A 20,069-nucleotide genomic window follows, 5' to 3' on the forward strand; every position below is an offset into this window, starting at 1 on the left:
ATTTTTATAACGTCAATTACGCATAATCGCCAATCGGTACGCAAGAGCAGAACAGGTTGCGATCGCCGTACACGTCATCCAGGCGTTTTACGCTCGGCCAGTATTTATGCTCAGCCCCTGCCGGGAATACCGCCAGTTCGCGGCTGTAGGGATGTGACCACTCACCGACAATCTCCTGCTGGGTATGCGGCGCATTCACCAACGGGTTATCCTCCAGCGGCCATTCACCTTGTGCCACACGCTGAATTTCAGCACGGATCGCCAACATCGCATCAATAAAGCGATCCAGCTCGACCTGACTCTCAGATTCGGTCGGCTCTACCATCAGCGTTCCCGCCACCGGGAACGACATGGTCGGCGCGTGGAAGCCATAGTCAATCAAGCGCTTGGCGATATCCATTTCGCTGATACCGGTGCTCTCTTTCAGCGGGCGAATATCCAGAATGCACTCGTGCGCCACACGGCCATCACGGCCGGTGTACAGCACCGGATAGGCGTCCTTCAAACGCGTGGCAATGTAGTTGGCATTGAGGATCGCCACCTGACTGGCGCTCTTCAGCCCTTCAGCGCCCATCATGCGGATATACATCCAACTGATAGGCAGGATGGACGCGCTGCCAAAAGGTGCCGCGGATACCGCACCCTGCGTGGTGAGCAAGCCATCAATCTGCACCACCTGATGCCCTGGGACGAACGGTGCCAGATGCGCTTTCACCCCGATCGGTCCCATGCCCGGCCCACCGCCGCCGTGCGGAATGCAGAACGTTTTATGCAGGTTAAGGTGCGACACATCTGCACCAATGTATCCCGGCGTGGTGATCCCCACCTGCGCGTTCATGTTCGCGCCGTCCAGATACACTTGCCCACCGTGTTGATGGACAATCTGGCACACTTCACGAATGGTCTCTTCATAGACACCGTGCGTGGAAGGATAGGTCACCATAATGCAGGAAAGACGATCGCCCGCCTGCGCGGCTTTCTCCCGCAGATCGTGCAGATCGATATTCCCCTGCTTGTCACAAGCCACCACGTCTACCGCCATCCCTGCCATCTGTGCCGATGCCGGGTTAGTGCCGTGTGCAGAGCTTGGAATCAGACACAGCGTGCGCTGATCGTCACCTCGGCTCTCATGGTAGCGGCGAATCGCCAGCAAACCGGCATACTCGCCCTGCGCGCCCGAGTTGGGCTGCATGCACACGGCGTCATAACCGGTAAGTTGCACCAGCCAACCGGAAAGCTGTTCGATCATCAAACGATAACCTTGCGCCTGTTCCGGCGGACAGAACGGATGCAGTTCCGCAAACTCCGGCCAGGTAATCGGCAGCATTTCCGCCGCCGCGTTCAGCTTCATGGTGCAGGAACCCAGCGGGATCATGGCCCGATTCAGCGCCAGATCTTTATGTGCCAAGCGATGCAGGTAACGCATCATCTCGGTTTCACTGTGATAACGGTTGAACACCGGGTGGGTCAGAATGGCATCCGTGCGCACCAACGCAGCAGGAATGGACGACGAACCGCCGCTGAGCGCCGCATCCAACGCAGCAATCGACAGACCGTGATCGTCTCCCAGCAGCACGTCAAACAGTGCCTGAACATCCTCACGGGTGGTGGTTTCGTCCAGCGTGATGCCGACCCCGTGATAGAGATCGGTGCGCAGGTTGATCCCGGCATTCTGCGCGCGAGCGATAATGGCGTTCTTGTCTGCTACCTCAACCGCCAGCGTATCAAACCAGGTGGTGTGCCACAGTTTCAAGCCGCCCTGCTGCAACCCAGCGGCCAGAATATCGGTTAAACGATGAATACGTTCAGCGATACGCTTGAGCCCCTGCGGCCCATGATACACCGCATAGAAACCGGCGATATTCGCCAGCAGCACCTGAGAGGTGCAGATGTTAGAGTTGGCTTTTTCGCGGCGAATATGTTGCTCGCGCGTCTGCATCGCCATGCGCAGTGCGGTGTTACCCGCTGCATCACGTGAAACGCCGATAATACGCCCCGGCATGGCACGTTTATATTCATCCTTGCAAGCGAAGAAGGCCGCATGCGGACCACCGTAGCCCATTGGCACGCCAAAACGCTGGGCGGAGCCAAACACAATATCGGCCCCCTGCTTGCCCGGCGCCGCCAGCAGCACCAGCGCCATGATATCGGCGGCGACGCTGACGATGACCTTGCGCGCATTCAGTTGCGCGATAAGTTCACGATAATCATGCACTTCACCATAGGTGTTCACCTGCTGCAACAGCACGCCGAACACGCCTTCCGTTTCCAATGCCGCAGCAGCATCGCCAACCACCACTTCAAAACCAAAGGTTTCGGCACGGGTGCGCACCACATCCAGCGTTTGCGGATGCACATGCTCCGCCACGAAGAAGCGGTTAGCCTGTTTCAGCTTGCTGACGCGTTTTGCCATTGCCATCGCTTCCGCCGCCGCTGTCGCTTCATCGAGCAGAGAGGCAGAGGCCAGTTCCAGCCCGGTCAAATCCTGCGTCATTTGCTGGAAATTCAGCAAGGCTTCTAACCGCCCTTGCGAGACTTCAGGCTGATAAGGCGTATAGGCCGTGTACCAGCCGGGATTTTCCAGCAGGTTGCGCAAGATGACCGGCGGCATATGCACGGCGCTGTACCCCATACCGATATAGCTCTTGTAGCGCTGATTGCGGCTGGCAATCGACTTGAGCTCCGCCAACGCCTGATGCTCGGGCAGCGCATCGCCCACCGCTGGCGGGTTGGGCAACTGGATATCTGCCGGCACAATCTGCCGAATCAACGCCGACAATGAATCCGCGCCGAGCGTTTCCAGCATATGCGCCTGCTGCGCGGGCGTAGGGCCGATATGACGCTCCACAAAAGCGGCGTCATGTTCGAGTTGGCTGAGAGTCTGAGTCATTAGGGGGATTTCCTGCTTCAAGCAATGGTTAGAACGTTCATAGCAAACTACAAGTGCGAACGCGGTAGACGGCGCTCAACGTCTTACAGGCTGATAAATCGATTTACCCCGTGATGCGCGGAAAGCCATCACGGGGCAACAAGGTTATTCGTCTTCTTCTAACAGCGCCTGATAAGCCGCAGCATCCAGCAATTCGTTCAATTCGCTTTCATCAGACGCTTTGATGCTAAACAGCCACCCATCGGCATAAGGCGCACTGTTGACCAGCTCCGGCTGTCCTTCCAGCGCATCGTTCACTGCCACGATCTCACCGCTCAATGGCGCGTAGATATCTGAGGCGGCTTTGACCGACTCGGCGACAGCGCAGTCGTCACCCATCGCAACCTGCGTACCGACGTCAGGCAAATCGACGAAAACCATATCTCCCAACAGCTCCTGGGCATGTTCGGTGATACCAACACGATAGACACCCTCGCCTTCGGCCTGGACCCACTCATGGGATGAGGTGTATTTCAATGCGTTTGGAATTGTGCTGCTCATTGCCCTACTCTCCTTAAAATCGCTTCGTCGTATCGAATCGCGCAATACCCGCCTTGCTGCAACGCGCAGGCGTTTGGGTATATATCGCGCTAACGTTAATCAATAAATAATCATGGTCACATCGGGCACGGCGTCAAACCAGCGCCTTGCCGCCGCGAATAAATACCGGTTTAGTCACCTCTACGGGCACTTCGCGCTGGCGAATTTGCACCAACGCCGTTTCACCAATACCCTGCGGCACGCGAGCCAGTGCAATACTGAAGCCCAGCGTGGGAGAAAAGGTCCCGCTGGTTATCATGCCTTCCTGTACCGTGCCACTCGCATCGGTAAAGCGCACCGGCATTTCATGGCGCAGCACCCCTTTTTCGCGCAGCACCAATCCAACCAACTGCTCAGTGCCTTCGCTGCGTTGGTGGGTCAGCGCTTGCCGACCAATAAAATCACGCTCTTCCGGTTGCCAGGCGATGGTCCAGCCCATATTGGCGGCCAGCGGCGAAACGCCTTCGTCCATGTCCTGACCATAAAGATTCATGCCCGCTTCGAGGCGCAACGTATCACGCGCACCGAGGCCGCACGGCTGCACTCCAGCCGCCAGCAGCTGTTGCCAGAACGTCACCGCCTGCTCTGCGGGCAGGGCGATTTCATAGCCTGACTCACCGGTATACCCGGTGGTAGCAATAAAATAGTCGCCGGTTTGTACACCGAAAAAGGGTTTCATACCCGCCGTTGCCGCGCGCTGTTCCGCACTGAGCAACGCCTGCACTTTCTCTTGTGCCAACGGCCCTTGCACGGCAATCAACGCCAGTTCGTCGCGTTCCTGCCACTCCACGTTAAACGCTTTGGCATGTTCGGCGATCCAGGCCAGATCTTTCTCCCGCGTGGCGGAGTTCACCACCAGCCGGAAATGCGTTTCAGTCAAAAAGTAGACGATGAGATCGTCAATGACGCCACCCGAGGCGTTTAACATCCCGGTATAAAGCGCCTTGCCCGGTTGCGTGAGTTTGGCAACGTCATTCGCCAGCAGATAACGCAGGAATTCGCGTACGCGCGGGCCGAGTAAATCCACAATGGTCATGTGCGACACATCGAACATGCCTGCATGACGTCTAACGCTGTGATGTTCATCCAACTGTGAGCCGTAGTGCAGCGGCATCATCCAGCCGTGAAAGTCGACCATCTTCGCGCCATCGGCTACATGTTGCTGATACAACGGAGTTTGCTGTGTCATTTTTTCTCCCGAACCTCTCCTTGCAAACGGCGCGAATCACGCCACGCAAACGCTTTCTTTGCGTTGAACTTACCACCTCTTCCACAGGGCTACCACACCCTCTGTCATAAGTTAAACTATATATCAGCCGTGAAAGACAAAAAGAGTGCCAGAGCACAAGGCAACGAAAATCGCCAAATTAAAATCATTAATTAGGATAAAAAACCAATAATATGGATTTAAAACAAAAATAATGACACAAATATTCGCATCGTTAGAGAATGATCGCCACAGCGATATTTGCAATGGATTAGTTTTTATAATGCAAAAAAATAGCTGGAATTAGAATATTTCAACCAAAGGCTACGGTTATGCCGCGGTGCCAAAAACGCTAAAGATGACGACGATCACACCCACCTTGCGCTCACTGCCACCGCGTCACCGACGATGGCAACGAGGGGAAGGCAATTCCCCTGTCACGTATCCATACTGATTGAATGGGTAATATCTATTTATCAGCGATCCATCACGGTCTTTCCGTTGTTGATGGCATAGAAGCTAACGCTATGAAGATTAACGTTTCGCGCCTTGAGGGCGTTTCCAGCCCCGACCGCTTGCGCCACCCAACCCTTTTCAGCATCTATACCCTAAATAATTCGAGTTGCAGGAAGGCGGCAAACGAGGGAATCCCGATGAGCTTACTCAAGTAAGTGATTCGGGTAAGCGAGTGCAGCCAACACACCTGCAACTTGAAGTATGACGGGTATCTTAAAATCAAAATGTTATGGAGAATACGACGATGACCCAAAGAATGATCCTTAACGAAACCTCGTATTTTGGTGCGGGGGCGATTAACCATATCGTGGAAGAGATAACCCGGCGTGGTTTCCACAAAGCACTGGTGGTTACCGACAAAGACCTGGTGAAATATGGTGTGGTGAGTAAAGTCATCACCCTGCTCGATCAGGCGGGCCTGCCCTACGAGGTTTATGATGACGTGGTGCCTAACCCCACTATCCGCGTGGTGACCGCAGGCATTGAGCGCTATAAGGCCGCGCAGGCCGATTACCTGATCGCCATTGGCGGCGGTTCGCCGCAGGACACCTGTAAAGCGATTGGTATCATCATCAACAACCCGGAATATGCCGATGTGCGCAGTCTGGAAGGCGTTGCGCCTACGCGCCGCCCCAGCGTACCGATTTTCGCCATCCCGACCACCGCAGGCACCGCTGCCGAGGTCACGATTAACTACGTGATCACCGATGAAGAAAAACGGCGCAAGTTCGTCTGCGTCGATCCGCACGACATTCCTATCGTCTCGTTTATCGATGCCAACATGATGGCTAGCATGCCCGCCTCACTGAAGGCGGCAACCGGCCTGGATGCCCTGACGCACGCGATTGAAGGCTTTACCACCAAAGGCGCATGGGAACTGACCGACATGCTACATCTGAAAGCTATCGAGATCATCAGCCGTTCGCTGCGCGATTCCGTTGCGGGCAATGCCGCAGGGGTGGAAGCGATGGCGCTGGGACAGTATGTCGCAGGCATGGGTTTCTCGAACGTGGGATTAGGATTAGTACACGGTATGGCGCACCCGCTGGGCGCTTTCTATGACACCCCGCACGGCGTAGCAAACGCGATCCTGCTGCCGCATATCATGGCATTCAACGCTGATTACACCGGCGACAAGTTCCGCCAAATCGCGGTAGCGATGGGCGTCGAGGGCGCACAACAGATGCCGATCGCCCAAGCGCGGGAAGCCGCCATTGCCGCCGTGAAGCAGCTGTCTCAGGATGTGGATATCCCGGCACGTCTGCGTCAGGTGGGCATGAAGGAAGAGGATATTCCGGCGTTGGCGCAGGCTGCCTTCGACGACGTTTGCACTGGCGGCAACCCACGTGATGTCACACTGGAGCAAATCAAGGCGCTATATCAGTCTATCTACTGATTCCCTCCCCCCGCAATTTCCCTCACTATTTCCCTGCCCCGGCATCGCTTGCCGGGGTTTACGCCCGCTCGTAAATGATATAAATTCACATATGATATTGGTTATCATTATCAATCATGAGTTTCATCATCCATAGAGGAGCGCAGCCATGCTGACCGCAATGATTACCGCATGCGGGTTATGGAGTGCCAGCTGGTGTCTGGGTAAACGCCTGAGCAGTGCCTGGGGCATTCTGCTGCCTGCCGCACTGATGCCGTTGCTTGCGCTGCTCGATCTTCAACTCAACAGTTGGAAGCTGATTGTAGCGATTGCACTGCTGGCGACCGCCGTCATGCTGTTCCATCCTCGCTTGCGTCATTACCTGCTGCTGCCTTCCTGCGTCGCGCTGGCTGGCGGATTAAGCGCATTGGTAGTGGCTTTTCAAACGACGTGGCCGTAACGGGCAAACAGCACCGGGAAAACGTGTTGATCAGTACAAGAGAATAAAAAGAAGGGAAAAGCATTGAGAAATGGTGCGAAGAGAGGGACTTGAACCCTCACGTCCAAAGGACACTAACACCTGAAGCTAGCGCGTCTACCAATTCCGCCACCTTCGCACTGGGTACTGCTCTGTTGTTTGCCACGCACACATGGTGCGAAGAGAGGGACTTGAACCCTCACGTCCGAAGGACACTAACACCTGAAGCTAGCGCGTCTACCAATTCCGCCACCTTCGCAGATGCTATGCGAGACAAACCGTTGTGTTGATAACACATGTGGTGATGTTGGTGCGAAGAGAGGGACTTGAACCCTCACGTCCGAAGGACACTAACACCTGAAGCTAGCGCGTCTACCAATTCCGCCACCTTCGCAACGCCGTCACACGATCTGCATCGTGCCACCACGGGGGCGAATTCTAGAGATTTTCTCAACAACGTCAATGATTATTTCCGCTTGGGCGCTGGGTTTGCTGCAAAAATCGTCATATTGGCCTTATAACGGACGCGCGAAGCACTCCCGCAGCCAATCGATAAACACGCTGACGCGCGGAGCAAGGAAATGCCCGGCAGGGTACATGATATACAACGGCATATCCGGTGGCGGCATCTCAGGCAGAATCTCCACCAGTTCGCCGCTTTCCAGCCAGTGTCGCACGCCATAGCGCGGAGACTGGATCAGCCCCAACCCGGCGCGACAGGCTGCCACGTAGACATCCGCCCCGCTGACATCAATCTGACTGTGTAGGGTACGCTGCTCGCACACCCCCTGCGACATAAAATCCAGCGGATAGTGGCGGGTGGTACGCTGAGAGAAATAGCCTACCGCCTGGTGTGTGGCTAAATCATCCAGCGTTTGCGGCATACCATAGCGCTTAATATAGGCTGCGGAGGCGCAGGTTACCTGCTCCAACGCGGGCAGATGGCGCGCAATCAACGACTCATCTTCCACCTGCCAGGCGCGTAGCACGCAGTCTACGCCTTCGCGCAGCACATCAATCGCTGCATCATTGGCGCTCAGGCACAGCGTAATCTCGGGGTAGCGCTGATAAAACTGCGGCAGTGCGGGAATCACAATCTCGCGCGCCAGCGAGTGCGGCATATCGACGCGAATTCGCCCGGAAGGACGCAATTTCTGGCGTGAGAACAACGTATCCGTTTCGTCTATTTCCGCCAGCAACCGCAGGCAGCGCTGGTAGTAAATCTCGCCTTCAGCCGTCACCTGTACCTGGCGCGTGGTGCGCAGCAACAACCGGACACCAAGGCGAGCCTCGAGCCGTTTGATGGTATGGCTGACGGTGGCACGCGGCAAATTCAGTTTTTCGGCTGCCCGACTGAAATTGCCCAGTTCGATAATTCGCACAAAGGTACGCATCGCCTGAATATGGTCCATCAACACCGCCATTGTTGGTGATTTTTGAACAGTGTTGCACATTATCCGCCATTTATCTTTATTCCCTGAACAATCACACTGCATCCATCTTACGAGCGAGGGAGAACACACAATGCAACAACGTCAACTTGGCAAAACGGGACCGCTGGTTTCCAGCATCGGGCTTGGCTGCATGGGCATGAGTGATTTTTACTCGACCGCGCAGGATGAAAAAGAGGCGATCGCCACGCTGCACCGCGCACTGGAACTGGGCGTTACCCTGCTGGATACCGCCGATATGTACGGCCCGCACACCAATGAAGCGTTGGTCGGGCGCGCCATCAAAGGCAAACGTCAACAGGTGGTGCTTGCCACCAAATTCGGGATAATGCGCGATCCGAGCAACCCGCATGCTCGCGGTGTCTGTGGTCGCCCGGATTACGTGCGTCAGGCGGTCGAAGGCAGCCTGAAGCGTCTCGGCGTGGATGAGATCGACCTTTACTATCAGCACCGCGTCGATCCGAGCGTACCGATTGAAGAGACCGTCGGTGCATTGAGCGATTTGGTCAGCGCAGGCAAGATCCGCTATATCGGATTAAGTGAAGCGCCGGTTTCGTTGCTGGAGCGAGCGCACCGCGAACACCCGATTACCGCACTGCAAACGGAATATTCGCTCTGGACGCGCGATGTGGAAGCGGAGATCCTCCCGGCGTGTCGTCGGTTGGGCATTGGTTTTGTGCCCTATAGCCCGCTTGGGCGTGGCTTTCTGAGCGGTACGTTACGCAGCCCGGAAGATTTGGCACCGGACGATTTCCGCCGCAGCAACCCGCGCTTTATGGGGGACAACTTTGCCAAAAACCTGGCGCTGGTTGAGCAGGTAGAAAAACTGGCGCAGGTGAAAGGCGTCACCCCTTCGCAGTTGGCGCTGGCATGGGTGTTGGCGCAGGGTGATGATATCGTGCCGATTCCGGGCACCAAACGCCGCCGCTATCTGGAAGAGAATATCGCTGCGCTGGATGTTCAGCTAACCCAAGAAGAACTGGCAGCGATTGAAGCCATCTTCCCGTTCGCGGCCGCCGCGGGCGATCGTTACGGCACGGAGAGCATGGCTACCATTAACAATCTCCGCTAACAGCGCGTAACACTCAATACCAGTAGCAAAATTGCGGGCCTCTGAGTATCACTGAGGCCCGTACACGGTTAGCGCGCAGCCGGTTTGGCATGCTTGCTGGCGCGCGTTAATGTGGCCTGATACACCTTGAAGCGTCCGGTTTGCGCCAGCACTTCGTGATTACCGAAAGTGGCATCCAGCAAGGCCGGATACGGCAGGAAGGCGTTAGCGACAATGCGTAACTGTCCGCCGATATTCAAATGCTTGGGCGCTTCGCGAATCAGACGATCGGCCGCACTCAGGCTGGTTTGCAAACCATCATGAAACGGTGGGTTGGAAACGATCAGGTCAAAACGCCCGGCGATATCCGAATAGACATCGCTGGCAATCACATCACCTTCCAATTCGTTTAACGCAAGCGTGGCACGGCTGGTCAGCAACGCCGCCGCATTGACATCGCTCAGCGTCAAACGCAGTTTGGGCGACTGTTTTGCCAACACCGCCGCCACCACACCACTGCCGCTGGCGATATCCAGCACCTTGCCTTTCATGTGCGGCGCGAAGGTGGATAACAGCAGCGCACTGCCGACATCGAGACCATCACGGCTAAAGACGCCGGGCAAGGTCGCAACCGGCACATCCTCAACGTAGTAACTGTCTTTCCAGTCATCGAGGTTAAACTCAGCGGCAGCCTCTAATTGACCATGATAAAGCCCACAGCGTCGCGCGCTGTCAATTTTAGTCATGGTGGCAAAGCCTTCAAGGATGCCTTCCGCGCTGCGCACACCGCTGCGGTTCTCACCCACCACAAAAATCTCGCTGCCCACGGCAAGATGCGACAGCAGGTCGGCGAGCTGGAACTGCGCTTCCTGTTTGCTCTTCGGCCAGTAGTAAATCAGGGTATCGCAGGCAGCCACCTGCTCAGCATCCACCAGCAAGCCAAACTGCGCGTTATCGCCCATGGTTTTGTTCAGCGGCAGCCAATGGTGATATTGCGTGAGATGCACGTGCACCTCCGCCGCGTCAAACTGCGCTGGTAACGTGTCTTGAATGTCGCCGGCAAACAGCACGCGGCGTGAAATAAATTCGTCACTGTGGCGCAGTATCACTTCACTGGCGGGGGTTAATGCTGACATCAGGTGTTCGCTCCTCAAAAATAGAACGGCGATTATACCCTAAATTATCCCGGTTGCAGGGGCGCAAAAGGCAACAATGCAAACACAGTTCAGTCGCCAGCCTTGAAGGTGACGCGCTGGTACAGGATATCGCTCTCTATTAAGCCAGCGTTTATCAACGCGTTTTGCTAACCCGCTATTATTCCCAGCGTTGGAGTCTGCATCGAAGACATATATCCCCCTTACAGCAAAAGGTGACGTTAAATGTTTAGTAAAGTGTCAGCAGGATCGCTACTTTTGGCCGGACTGTTTTTTTCTGAAACCGCACTGGCCTCGCCCACCCAATGCGGCGATCTGGCCTCATTGATTAACCAGCGTTTGTCTTACATGAAGGATGTGGCGGGATATAAAGCAGAAAAACACCTTGCCATTGAAGACGTGCCGCAGGAAGTCAACGTGTTGGCCAATTCAGTCGCGGTGGCAGAAAAGCTGGGCTTGCACGGCGAGTCAGTAAAACCGTTTATTCAGGCGCAAATGGATGCCGCTAAAGCCATCCAATATCGTTATCGCGCTGACTGGCTGTCTGTTGCAGAAAGTAACTGGCGACCGGATCCACTACCACAGGTCAGATCAAAAATAAGCGGGTTGAACACCGACATTCTCTCTTGTATTAATGCAACCCTGCTCCAAGGCGAACGATTCACCAACAAAACCGCCTTTCTCCGTGTGCTTGACCAGGCTAACTTAAAGGAGAGCGACAAAGCGCGCATATGGTACTCATTGCAACAAATCACCTTGAAGAGCCCCTAACGTAAGGGCTTTTATTTTCCACTGCGATAGGTTTGAAAAATACGGTATTGGCCATTAGCGCTATTGAAGGGGAAAACGCTGCTGCGGTTCACTTTATTGGCGCATCCGTATCAGGTTTGTTAGCATAGCGCGGCTATCATGGCGAACAGAGCATTGGAAATTATGGCACCAAGACGCGATTGGCTTTTACAACAGATGGGGATTACGCAGTGGACGTTACGTCGCCCCACGGTGTTGCAGGGCGAAATTGCCGTTACCCTGCCGACACAAACGCGTCTGGTGATTGTCGCCGCCCCGCTCCCTGCCTCCCATGACCCCTTGATTGGTGATGTGCTGCACAGTTTGTCACTGCGCCCGGAACAGGTGTATCCGCTCACGCCGGAACAGATTGCCATGCTGCCCGCCTCGACACATTGTCATACCTGGTGCCTGGGAGTTGATGTGCCGCCCGCATGGACGGGTGTGCAATTGAGTAGCCCGACGCTGGACGAGTTGTATGCCAACCCCAGCGCCAAACGCGCCCTGTGGCAACAAATCAGTGAACATCTTCCCTTGCTGGCAGCCTCAGAGGCCCATTAATTCAGGTTGTTTATCATGCACGTTATTTCTCCCCTCACGGCCCACGATTTGCCTGCCGCCTTTGCCATTGAAAAGGCTAGCCACGCTTTTCCGTGGACGGAAAGCACCTTTACCAGTAATCAGGGTGAACGCTACCTGAACCTGAAATTAACGCTCGACGACACGCTGGTGGCGTTTGCTATTACCCAGGTGGTGCTGGATGAAGCGACGTTGTTCAATATTGCCGTCCATCCCTCACACCAACGGCAAGGCCACGGTCGGCATCTGCTGGAACAGTTGATTGAAACGCTGGAGGCGCGCGACATTACCACGCTGTGGCTAGAGGTTCGCGCATCCAACGCCAACGCCATCGCGCTGTATGAACAGTTAGGGTTTAACGAAGTGTCGCTGCGGCGCAACTACTACCCGGCAGCTAACGGGCGCGAAGATGCGGTGATCATGGCATTGCCGCTGTAAACCATAACGCGCCTGCGCCAGTTAACCCTGACAACAGGCGCGGTCAGTATTAGAAATCCACGGATACCGAAAGTTTCAGCGAGCGCGGATCGCCCTGTGTCACGTATGTTCCGCTATCATCCACCGATGCCCAATATTTTTCGTTGGTGACGTTCTCGACGTTGGCACGCCATATCAGCGTATGATCGTTGAGTGGCGTACTGTAGCGCACGCCCAGATCCAACCGCGTCCACGGCTTCAGTTTTAACGTATTGGCTTCGTTGGCGTACTGTGAACCGTAACGCAACACGGTGCCAGACAGCGTCAAGCCTTCCACCGAAGGGATATCATATTCACTGCCAAACACCAGTTGGTAGCCGGGTGTACCCACCACATCATTGCCGTCGTTGGCACCTTTGTGGGTTTTGGTCAGCGTGGCATCCAGCCAGGTAGCGCTGCCGTTGAGGCGCAGACCGTACATCGGCTCACCAAACACATTCAGTTCCACGCCGCGATTACGCTGCTCGCCGTTCAGGCCGTAGAGTTTTGTATTCTCATCGATATCTTTGAGAGCACCGTTTGGCCGTTTGATCTCGTAAACCGCCAGCGAGCCACCTACGCGCTGATAATCAAATTTAACCCCAACTTCATTTTGCTTAGCAACGTAGATGCCTGAAATCTGTCCCGCGTTTAACACTCCGCTCGTCGTCGGGGCTTTCGTGCCCGGCTGCAATGCCTCAATATGGTTGGCATAGAGTGAAACGTGTTCCCACGGTTTTACCACCACGCCTAACACCGGGCTTATCTTGGTGCGGTCGAAACGTCCCCCGGTGCCGCTCTCAATACCCGAGTATTCATAATTGCGCACTAGGATCTCCTGACGGCGCAACCCTGCGGTAAAGCGCACGCTGTCATCTAATATCGAGAGCGTATCAGACAGTGCCAGTCCCCAGTTTTGCATGCGATTGCGTATTTTCGGTGAATCCATATCGCCTTTACTGCTAGTAGTCGCAGGGAAATCCACCACCGGGGTATTATAGATATTCGTGGCGTAGTCATATTTAGACATGGTGAACGCCACTTTGGTCTTGGTATGGATACCCGAATAACCCAGGTTGACTTCGTGCTTGACCGGACCGGTATCAAAATTACCGCGAATACCCGCCAACGAGGCGGTGTTCTGAGCGATATACGCCGTGCTTAAACGCCCGAGCGTAGCGCTACCGTCACCGGCCAGTGTCAATTTCGGCGTGCTGTAATTGCCTATCTCTTCGGTGTTGCTTAGGCCAAGGCCAGAATAGAGCGTCCAACGATTATCCAGATCGTACTCGCCGCGCAGCATCCCGAAGCGGGATTTCATATCGGTATAGACCCAGCGCTGGCTGTAGTTGTGAGAATTGGTTGGCGGCTCTGGAATCGCTTGCAGCCCGCCAAGCGAGGTGTTAATTCCCAGACGGCCACCGTGCAGATACTGGTGCTGGTAGCCCGCATCCAGCGAGGAACGGAAACGATCGCCACGATAATCCAGCCCGACAGCGGCCAATGAAACCCGCTCGCGCTGATCGTCAATCGCGGCTTCTCCTTCCCGGTGCAGCAGGTTAACACGTACCCCAAAGCGGTTATCGTCACCAAAACGTCGCCCGATATCGAGCGCGCCCCCAACCTGTGAGGAAGAGGTGTAGTCGACCGTGGCGCGCGTTAGCGGCACATCATCAGCGTGTTTGGGCTCGACATTCACCGCACCGCCCACGCCGCTGCCACCGGCGGAAACACCGTTAAGAAACGCGTTGGACCCTTTCAGGATCTCAACCCGGTCAATCATATTGGTGGAAACAATCTGACGCGGCATCAAGCCAAACAGGCCGCCCATGGTGATATCATCACCGTCCAGTTTAAAGCCGCGAATACGGTAGGCTTCGGCAAAGTTGCCGTAGCCGCGTACGCTTTGCACCGAAGCATCATTCTTGACCACATCGCCCAGGGTTTGCGCCTGCTGTGATTCAATCATTCTGCTGGTATAGCTGACGACGTTGAACGGCACATCGCGCGCGTTTTGCTGACCGAGGAAGCCGACGCGTCCGCCGTTGGCGATCTGTCCATCCAGATAAGCAGGCACCAACTGATCGCCACCGGCACGGAAGTTATCTTCCGGTTTGGCAATCACCGTCATGGTATCTTTGCTGTTTGCGCTCTCGCCAGGAGAGGTCGGTTGAGCTGCTGCGCTTGCAGCCACTGAGGAGGTGCTCTGCGCCAAAATCGGCAATGCTATCGTGCCACAAAACGCCCCGATGAGCACCGCAAGCCGGGTTGGCTTGCGTGCTATATGAATTAACGCTGTCATTTTTATCCCTTAATTGCAAATGTAAATCATTATTATTCTGCTTCGCAATTATGCGAATTCGATTTACAAATGCAAGCGGCGATACGGTTTACTTTCCGCACTCAGGCAGAATGTTGCCGACGTAACAGCAGGATAAAATACGGAGCCCCTATGAATGTCGCTAACAGACCGGCGGGAATTTGATAAGGAAAAATCAATACGCGCCCCAGCCAATCGGCAATCAGCATCAGCATGCCGCCCAGCAGCGAAGCGATAACGATCTGTTGCAATGCGCGGCGAAACCCGAGAAAACGGGCAAGATGGGGGGCCATCAGGCCAACAAAACTCAGCGGACCGATCACCAATGTCGCGGTGGCAACCAATCCTGCCGCCAGCAGTAAAATCAGCATACGCGCAGGACGCAGTGCAACCCCAACGGACTGGGCCACGCTTGCGCCCAACGGCATGATGGCAATCCAACGGCGAATCAGCGGGGTGGCGCTCAGCAATACCAGCGCAATAAGCGCCGAAATGTACGCCTGCTGCGGGCTGACCTTATAGGTTGAACCGGCCAGCCAGGCTAATAGCGATCCGGTGCGCGGATCGCCACTCGCCAGAATAAAGGTCAGCAGGGTAGAAAATACGGTGCTCAAGGCAATCCCCACCAGCAAAAGGCGGCTGGAAGAATAACCGCCACGGTTTGCCAGCAGCATGATCAGCAGCAGCGTGCCACCCGCGCCAGCACTGCCGGCCAGCCAACGCCACGATGACACATCCCCCGGAACCAGTAACAGCAGCAGAACCACGCCAAAAGCAGCGCCCGAGGTAACCCCCAAGACTTCCGGGCTGGCCATTGGATTCCCGGTCAGCTTCTGCATCAAGGTTCCCGCGACAGCAAGCATCGCACCGGCCGAAAGCGCAGCAACCACGCGCGGCCAGCGCCATTGCCACATCTCATGCAACGACCAGTACCAGCCGTTTTGATCCTGCCCGCTGCCCAGCGCGATCAGCAACAGAAGCAGCAGCAACGCAGCGTAAAGGGCCAACAGCGGCGTGCTCAGCGCACGTTCACGCACGGATTGGCGAACGGTGTCCACCGCAGGCACATTCACATGGCGCAGGTGTGGCAGTAACCACAGCATGACCGGCGCGCCCACCAGCGCGGTCGCAACCCCCGTCGGCACCTCGCGCCAGTAGCGCGCGAGCAGGATAATACATTGATCGCTGATCGCCAGCAGCAGTGCCCCCACCAGCATCGCCAACGCAAGCTGCGGTCCTAACCTTCTGGCACCCAACATGCGTGCCAGTAGCGGAGCAAACAGACCAATAAATCCGATCACACCCGCTACGCTAACCAGCATGGCGCTGAGTACCATGGCAATACCCAACCCGGCAATACGCGCCACCGTCAGGTTTACCCCCAGACTGCGGATAACGGTGTCGTCCAATGCCAGCATCGCCAACGGACGGATCATGAGCAACACGATAACCAGGCCGATCAGCATGCGGGGCCAGAGGAACGAAACGGCGCTCCAGTCATACTGATTGAGCATACCGCTGCCCCACAGGAACAGGCTTTGCAAGCGTTCATGGTTAAACAGCGTCAGTAAGCTTTTCACCGCACCGCAATACAGCCCCACCACCAATCCGGCGAGGATCAGGGTAATGGGCGACATGCGCCGTCCTGATGCCACACCAAACACAATGGCACCCGCCCCTACAGCCCCGACGATAGTGGCTAACTGTCGCGTGGTTTCCCCTCCTGGCAACGCCCACAGCGTTGCCAGTGCCAACCCTAATTGCGCCCCGGCGGAAACGCCGAGCGTCGCAGGCTCCGCCAGCGGGTTACGTAAAATTTGCTGAAACAAGACGCCAACCAGCCCCAGCGAGGCACCGACCAGCAGAGACAGCACGGTCCGTGGTAGCAGACTGAAATGAAACAGCATCTGGCTAGCATCTTGCCCGTCCGGGCTCCATACGCTGTGCCACCAAAGAGGTGCCGGTACCAGTTGACTAAAATTCACGCCAGTCAGCCCAATCGCCACCAACGCCAACGCAGATAACCACAGCAGGCCAAAGGTTCTCATGCCTTCGGCTCCAATGCCTGCGCCAGAAGCCGCGCAAAGCGTAACGCCGAGAACGTGGCGCCATAAAACCAGACCGCAGGCAAGGTCTGCCAGCGATTGTCCCGAACAAAGGGCATCATGCGCCACAGCGCTGACTGGGACACCGCATCCAGCAGTGCGGTATCGCCCTGAACAAAGAACAGTGCCTGCACCTCTTCATAACGCACCAGACGCTCAATGCCCACCACGGCGCTCCCCCAAAAGTTGGTTTCTTCCTGCCAGGCATTGGTTAAACCGAGCCGAGTGAGCACGTTGTTAAACAAGCTGTTATTGCCCATAACCAGCGCACGGCGGCTATCAAGCAGTGAGAACAGCAGCAAAGGACGGGGCGAATAAGCACGAAGACGTTGTGCCAGGGTGTCCAGTTCACGATCAAACTCGAGCAGATGCTGCTCGGCAATACGTGTCAGGTTCAACCGCTGGCCGAGCAAAAGCAGATCGCGCCGGGCTGCATCAAGCGGTTGATGCTGTGCATCGCGGAAACCCGAAGCGAAGCACGGTGCCAAACGGGTCAGAGGTTCAATATCGGGCCCAAAGCCCTGTGACACCAGAAACAGAGAGGGGTTGAGGCGTTGCAACAACTCCATGTTGGGTTCATTGCGCAGCCCGACATCAATCACACGGTCAGACAACGCAGGCTCAACCACCCAGCGGTGATAATTACCCTTCTCCGCCACGGCAAGCGGCGTAATGCCGAGCGCCATCAACAGCTCCACCGGCCGCCACTCCAGCGCAATAATCCGATCGAGACTGACAATAGGATCAGACGCCGAGACAAAGCCCGACGTGAACCAGGGAGAGAGCGCGGCCAGTTTCAATAAATGACGGCGAGAAAAGGTACCCGATAAGCCAATCATGAGAAAAGTAATTATTATCATTCCAATTTTGCGTCGTATTATGCAAAATCCTCCTTCTGTTGCCAATGCCCACCAGCGGAGTCGGTGTGAATAGCCATGGCCTAGAACCACAACATGCCGAAATCAGACGCGCGATAGAAACGCGTTTTTCGCTCTCTGCGCCTGACGGCGCCACGCTCTTTCCCACTACGCTGCTGCAAGCGCCGCTAACAGCGGAAGTTCCATCATGGCTGCACACGCTGACCCAAGGGCAGCCAGAGCAGGCGATTCCCTACCTGATGTCCCGATGGTCGCAGTGGTATTTTGCGTTACTGGTTGCCCCCTGGGTCTACGTACACCTGCGCTATCAGTGGCAACTCCCTTACCGTTTGGCGGACATTGCTTATGTGCAGAGTGAACAAGGTACGCCACAGCGTTTTGTCCTCTCCTCGCTCGGCAGTCCGGTTGCGGATCGCCAGTGGCAGGCTTTTTTACCGCTGATTGATGAACACATCGCTCCCGTATGCCAACAGCTCTCCGCGCTCTCCGGGCTGAGTGCAACACTGTTTTGGAATAATGCTGGGGTGCGTTTTTACCAGGGAATGAATCTGGCGGCACAAGAGGGCGTTGATGTGCAGCACGCCGCAGATTTACTCGATAGAGCAGAGCTGGCCAATGGCGAAAAAAATCGCCTATATCAACCGATTCGTTTACGTACCCTTCCCTCCGGTGAGCAAAAAAAGGAGCGGCGACATTGCTGCCTGATTTATCGTCTGGAAGGCGGGGCGCTATGCCCGAGTTGTCCGCGTCTGCGCGCAGAAAACAGCAAGCGCGCAACGCGCGTGAAGGTGTGACAACATTTTGCTGCTGCACTAATCGCAATAACGCGACGCGGCTAACTGAAATAGCATTTCTTTTTTTTCATACTCTCATTTCACATTAACGCAATGGAACTGCGTTCCGTTATCCCTGTGAATGAGGTAAAAAAATGAAAAAATACGCTCTGGTCACTGCCTGTGTGTTCGGGCTGTTCTCACTCTCTGCTACCGCCGCGCAAGTCACCAATGTTACCGCTTCCGGCTATGACGCCGATAAGGGCCATACCCCGGCCAACATTGCTGATGGCAACAACAAAACGCGCTGGGCGGTAAACGGTGAAGGTTGGGTGCAGTTGGAACTCGATAAGGCACAATCCATTGAAAACTTTGTCTTGGTGCCGTTCAAAGCGGAAGAGCGCAAGCTGAAGTTCTCTGTATCCTATTCCGCCGATGGTAAGAGCTGGACCAAACTGGCTGATAATCTGGTCACCTCTAACGATGCCAAAGACGGTGAGAAATTCACCTTCCCGGCTATCAACGCGCGTTTTATCAAGCTGGATACGTTTGGCACCGATACCAATAAATGGAGTGCCATCAACGAAGTGACATTTAACAGCGCGGCACAAGTCCCTAGCCGGGCCATTAAATAAGTCCGTGTTGTCCTAACCCTGTGGTGCTGATAAGAAAAAGCCCCGGCAAATATTTTGACGGGGCTTTTTTATAAATGCATACAGGCCAGACTAGCGGCGATCGCCCAACAGCACTGACTCCAGCGCAATAGTGATCATGTCGTTAAACGCGGTTTGGCGTTCGTGCGACGTGGTCTGTTCACCGGTGCGAATATGGTCAGAGACGGTGCAAATGGCCAGCGCCTTGGCACCAAATTCGGCCGCAACGCCATAAATCCCCGCCGCTTCCATCTCTACGCCGAGAATGCCGTATTTTTCCATCACGTCGAACATCTGTGGATCTGGCGTGTAGAACAGGTCAGCAGAAAACAGGTTGCCTACCCGAACGGTGATGCCTTTATCCTGAGCCGCATCAACCGCGTTACGCACCAGTGCAAAATCGGCGATGGCGGCAAAGTCATGATCTTTAAAGCGCAGACGGTTTACTTTTGAATCCGTACAGGCACCCATACCAATCACCACGTCATACAGCTTCACGTCCTCGCGTACCGCACCGCAGGAGCCAACGCGGATAATGGTTTTCACATCATATTCGGTGATCAGTTCTTTGGTGTAGATAGAGCAGGACGGAATACCCATACCGTGCCCCATCACCGAAATCGCGCGCCCTTTGTAGCTGCCGGTGTAGCCCAGCATGCCGCGCACATTATTGACTTCACGGGCATTTTCCAAAAAGGTTTCGGCAATGTACTTCGCACGCAGCGGGTCGCCCGGCATAAGTACAACATCGGCAAAATCCCCTTTTTCCGCATTGATATGTGGCGTTGCCATTCTTTGATTCCTTATAGAGTACG

17 protein-coding genes and 3 tRNA genes are annotated in these 20,069 nt (G+C 55.4%); 8 read left to right on the forward strand and 12 right to left on the reverse strand.

The genetic code is table 11. The features are described 5' to 3' along the window. Positions 1 to 16 precede the first annotated feature (16 nt). From gcvP to gcvT, 3 genes are all read right to left on the reverse strand, one after another. The gene (gene gcvP, locus J5067_RS11615; RefSeq protein ID WP_264644089.1) at positions 17 to 2,890 is read right to left on the reverse strand and encodes an aminomethyl-transferring glycine dehydrogenase; all 2,874 of its coding nucleotides are present in this window, start codon (positions 2,888 to 2,890) and stop codon (positions 17 to 19) included. A gap of 144 nt (positions 2,891 to 3,034) precedes the next feature. After that, entirely contained in the window at positions 3,035 to 3,430 is a 396-nt protein-coding gene (gene gcvH, locus J5067_RS11620) for a glycine cleavage system protein GcvH (protein WP_264651177.1), read from the reverse strand. Positions 3,431 to 3,563: 133 nt separating this feature from the next. Further along, positions 3,564 to 4,658, reverse strand: coding sequence for a glycine cleavage system aminomethyltransferase GcvT (gene gcvT / locus J5067_RS11625; RefSeq protein ID WP_264651178.1), 1,095 nt, complete (start codon positions 4,656 to 4,658; stop codon positions 3,564 to 3,566). A gap of 778 nt (positions 4,659 to 5,436) precedes the next feature. Between gcvT and fucO the strand changes: the two genes are divergently transcribed. Together fucO and J5067_RS11635 are read left to right on the forward strand one after the other, a co-directional pair. Continuing rightward, the gene (gene fucO / locus J5067_RS11630; RefSeq protein ID WP_264651179.1) at positions 5,437 to 6,588 is read left to right on the forward strand and encodes a lactaldehyde reductase; all 1,152 of its coding nucleotides are present in this window, start codon (positions 5,437 to 5,439) and stop codon (positions 6,586 to 6,588) included. A gap of 148 nt (positions 6,589 to 6,736) precedes the next feature. After that, positions 6,737 to 7,027, forward strand: coding sequence for a DUF1435 domain-containing protein (locus tag J5067_RS11635; protein WP_264644085.1), 291 nt, complete (start codon positions 6,737 to 6,739; stop codon positions 7,025 to 7,027). A 71-nt stretch (positions 7,028 to 7,098) separates the two neighbouring features. Here the strand turns inward: J5067_RS11635 and J5067_RS11640 are convergent. The 4 genes from J5067_RS11640 to J5067_RS11655 form a co-directional block, all read right to left on the reverse strand. Then, positions 7,099 to 7,184, reverse strand: a tRNA-Leu gene (locus J5067_RS11640). A 34-nt stretch (positions 7,185 to 7,218) separates the two neighbouring features. After that, positions 7,219 to 7,304: transfer RNA gene (locus tag J5067_RS11645), tRNA-Leu, on the reverse strand. Between the two features lie 49 nt (positions 7,305 to 7,353). Further along, positions 7,354 to 7,439 (reverse strand) — tRNA-Leu (locus tag J5067_RS11650). A gap of 121 nt (positions 7,440 to 7,560) precedes the next feature. Further along, positions 7,561 to 8,457 carry a LysR family transcriptional regulator gene (locus J5067_RS11655; RefSeq protein ID WP_264644084.1) on the reverse strand — a complete coding sequence of 299 codons (897 nt, stop codon included), beginning with the start codon at positions 8,455 to 8,457 and terminating at the stop codon, positions 7,561 to 7,563. A 112-nt stretch (positions 8,458 to 8,569) separates the two neighbouring features. On the opposite strand from J5067_RS11655, the gene J5067_RS11660 reads away from it, so the two are divergent. Further along, on the forward strand, positions 8,570 to 9,568 hold the full coding sequence (locus J5067_RS11660) for an aldo/keto reductase (RefSeq protein WP_264651180.1): 999 nt from the start codon (positions 8,570 to 8,572) through the stop codon (positions 9,566 to 9,568). Between the two features lie 68 nt (positions 9,569 to 9,636). Here the strand turns inward: J5067_RS11660 and rsmC are convergent, their stop codons facing one another. Continuing rightward, the gene (gene rsmC, locus J5067_RS11665) at positions 9,637 to 10,683 is read right to left on the reverse strand and encodes a 16S rRNA (guanine(1207)-N(2))-methyltransferase RsmC (RefSeq protein WP_264651181.1); all 1,047 of its coding nucleotides are present in this window, start codon (positions 10,681 to 10,683) and stop codon (positions 9,637 to 9,639) included. Between the two features lie 243 nt (positions 10,684 to 10,926). On the opposite strand from rsmC, the gene J5067_RS11670 reads away from it, so the two are divergent. The 3 genes from J5067_RS11670 (at position 10,927) to rimI (ending at position 12,507) form a co-directional block, all read left to right on the forward strand. Further along, a complete protein-coding gene (locus tag J5067_RS11670; RefSeq protein WP_264628895.1) occupies positions 10,927 to 11,472 on the forward strand; it encodes a chorismate mutase in 546 nt (181 codons plus the stop codon). Between the two features lie 162 nt (positions 11,473 to 11,634). Next, entirely contained in the window at positions 11,635 to 12,051 is a 417-nt protein-coding gene (locus J5067_RS11675; protein WP_264644080.1) for a DNA polymerase III subunit psi, read from the forward strand. Positions 12,052 to 12,066: 15 nt separating this feature from the next. Continuing rightward, on the forward strand, positions 12,067 to 12,507 hold the full coding sequence (gene rimI, locus J5067_RS11680; RefSeq protein WP_264651182.1) for a ribosomal protein S18-alanine N-acetyltransferase: 441 nt from the start codon (positions 12,067 to 12,069) through the stop codon (positions 12,505 to 12,507). A 49-nt stretch (positions 12,508 to 12,556) separates the two neighbouring features. On the opposite strand, the gene J5067_RS11685 is transcribed toward rimI, so the two are convergent. The 3 genes from J5067_RS11685 to fhuD form a co-directional block, all read right to left on the reverse strand. Next, positions 12,557 to 14,827, reverse strand: coding sequence for a TonB-dependent siderophore receptor (locus tag J5067_RS11685; RefSeq protein WP_264651183.1), 2,271 nt, complete (start codon positions 14,825 to 14,827; stop codon positions 12,557 to 12,559). Positions 14,828 to 14,928: 101 nt separating this feature from the next. Then, entirely contained in the window at positions 14,929 to 16,893 is a 1,965-nt protein-coding gene (gene fhuB / locus J5067_RS11690; RefSeq protein ID WP_264651184.1) for a Fe(3+)-hydroxamate ABC transporter permease FhuB, read from the reverse strand. Next, the gene (fhuD, locus tag J5067_RS11695) at positions 16,890 to 17,810 is read right to left on the reverse strand and encodes a Fe(3+)-hydroxamate ABC transporter substrate-binding protein FhuD (protein WP_264651185.1); all 921 of its coding nucleotides are present in this window, start codon (positions 17,808 to 17,810) and stop codon (positions 16,890 to 16,892) included. The genes fhuB and fhuD overlap by 4 nt, the downstream gene beginning before the upstream one ends. A 65-nt stretch (positions 17,811 to 17,875) precedes the next feature. Here fhuD and fhuF point away from each other — a divergent pair, with 65 nt between their 5' ends. Then, positions 17,876 to 18,622, forward strand: coding sequence for a siderophore-iron reductase FhuF (fhuF, locus tag J5067_RS11700; protein ID WP_264651186.1), 747 nt, complete (start codon positions 17,876 to 17,878; stop codon positions 18,620 to 18,622). A 134-nt stretch (positions 18,623 to 18,756) separates the two neighbouring features. After that, on the forward strand, positions 18,757 to 19,236 hold the full coding sequence (locus tag J5067_RS11705; RefSeq protein WP_264644074.1) for a discoidin domain-containing protein: 480 nt from the start codon (positions 18,757 to 18,759) through the stop codon (positions 19,234 to 19,236). 90 nt (positions 19,237 to 19,326) lie between these two features. Here J5067_RS11705 and deoD read toward each other — a convergent pair whose 3' ends face one another. Continuing rightward, on the reverse strand, positions 19,327 to 20,046 hold the full coding sequence (deoD, locus tag J5067_RS11710; protein ID WP_264651187.1) for a purine-nucleoside phosphorylase: 720 nt from the start codon (positions 20,044 to 20,046) through the stop codon (positions 19,327 to 19,329). Between the last annotated feature and the right edge of the window lie 23 nt (positions 20,047 to 20,069).

Origin of the sequence: Candidatus Symbiopectobacterium sp. NZEC151, assembly GCF_025962655.1 — a bacterium.
Lineage (GTDB): Bacteria > Pseudomonadota > Gammaproteobacteria > Enterobacterales > Enterobacteriaceae > Symbiopectobacterium.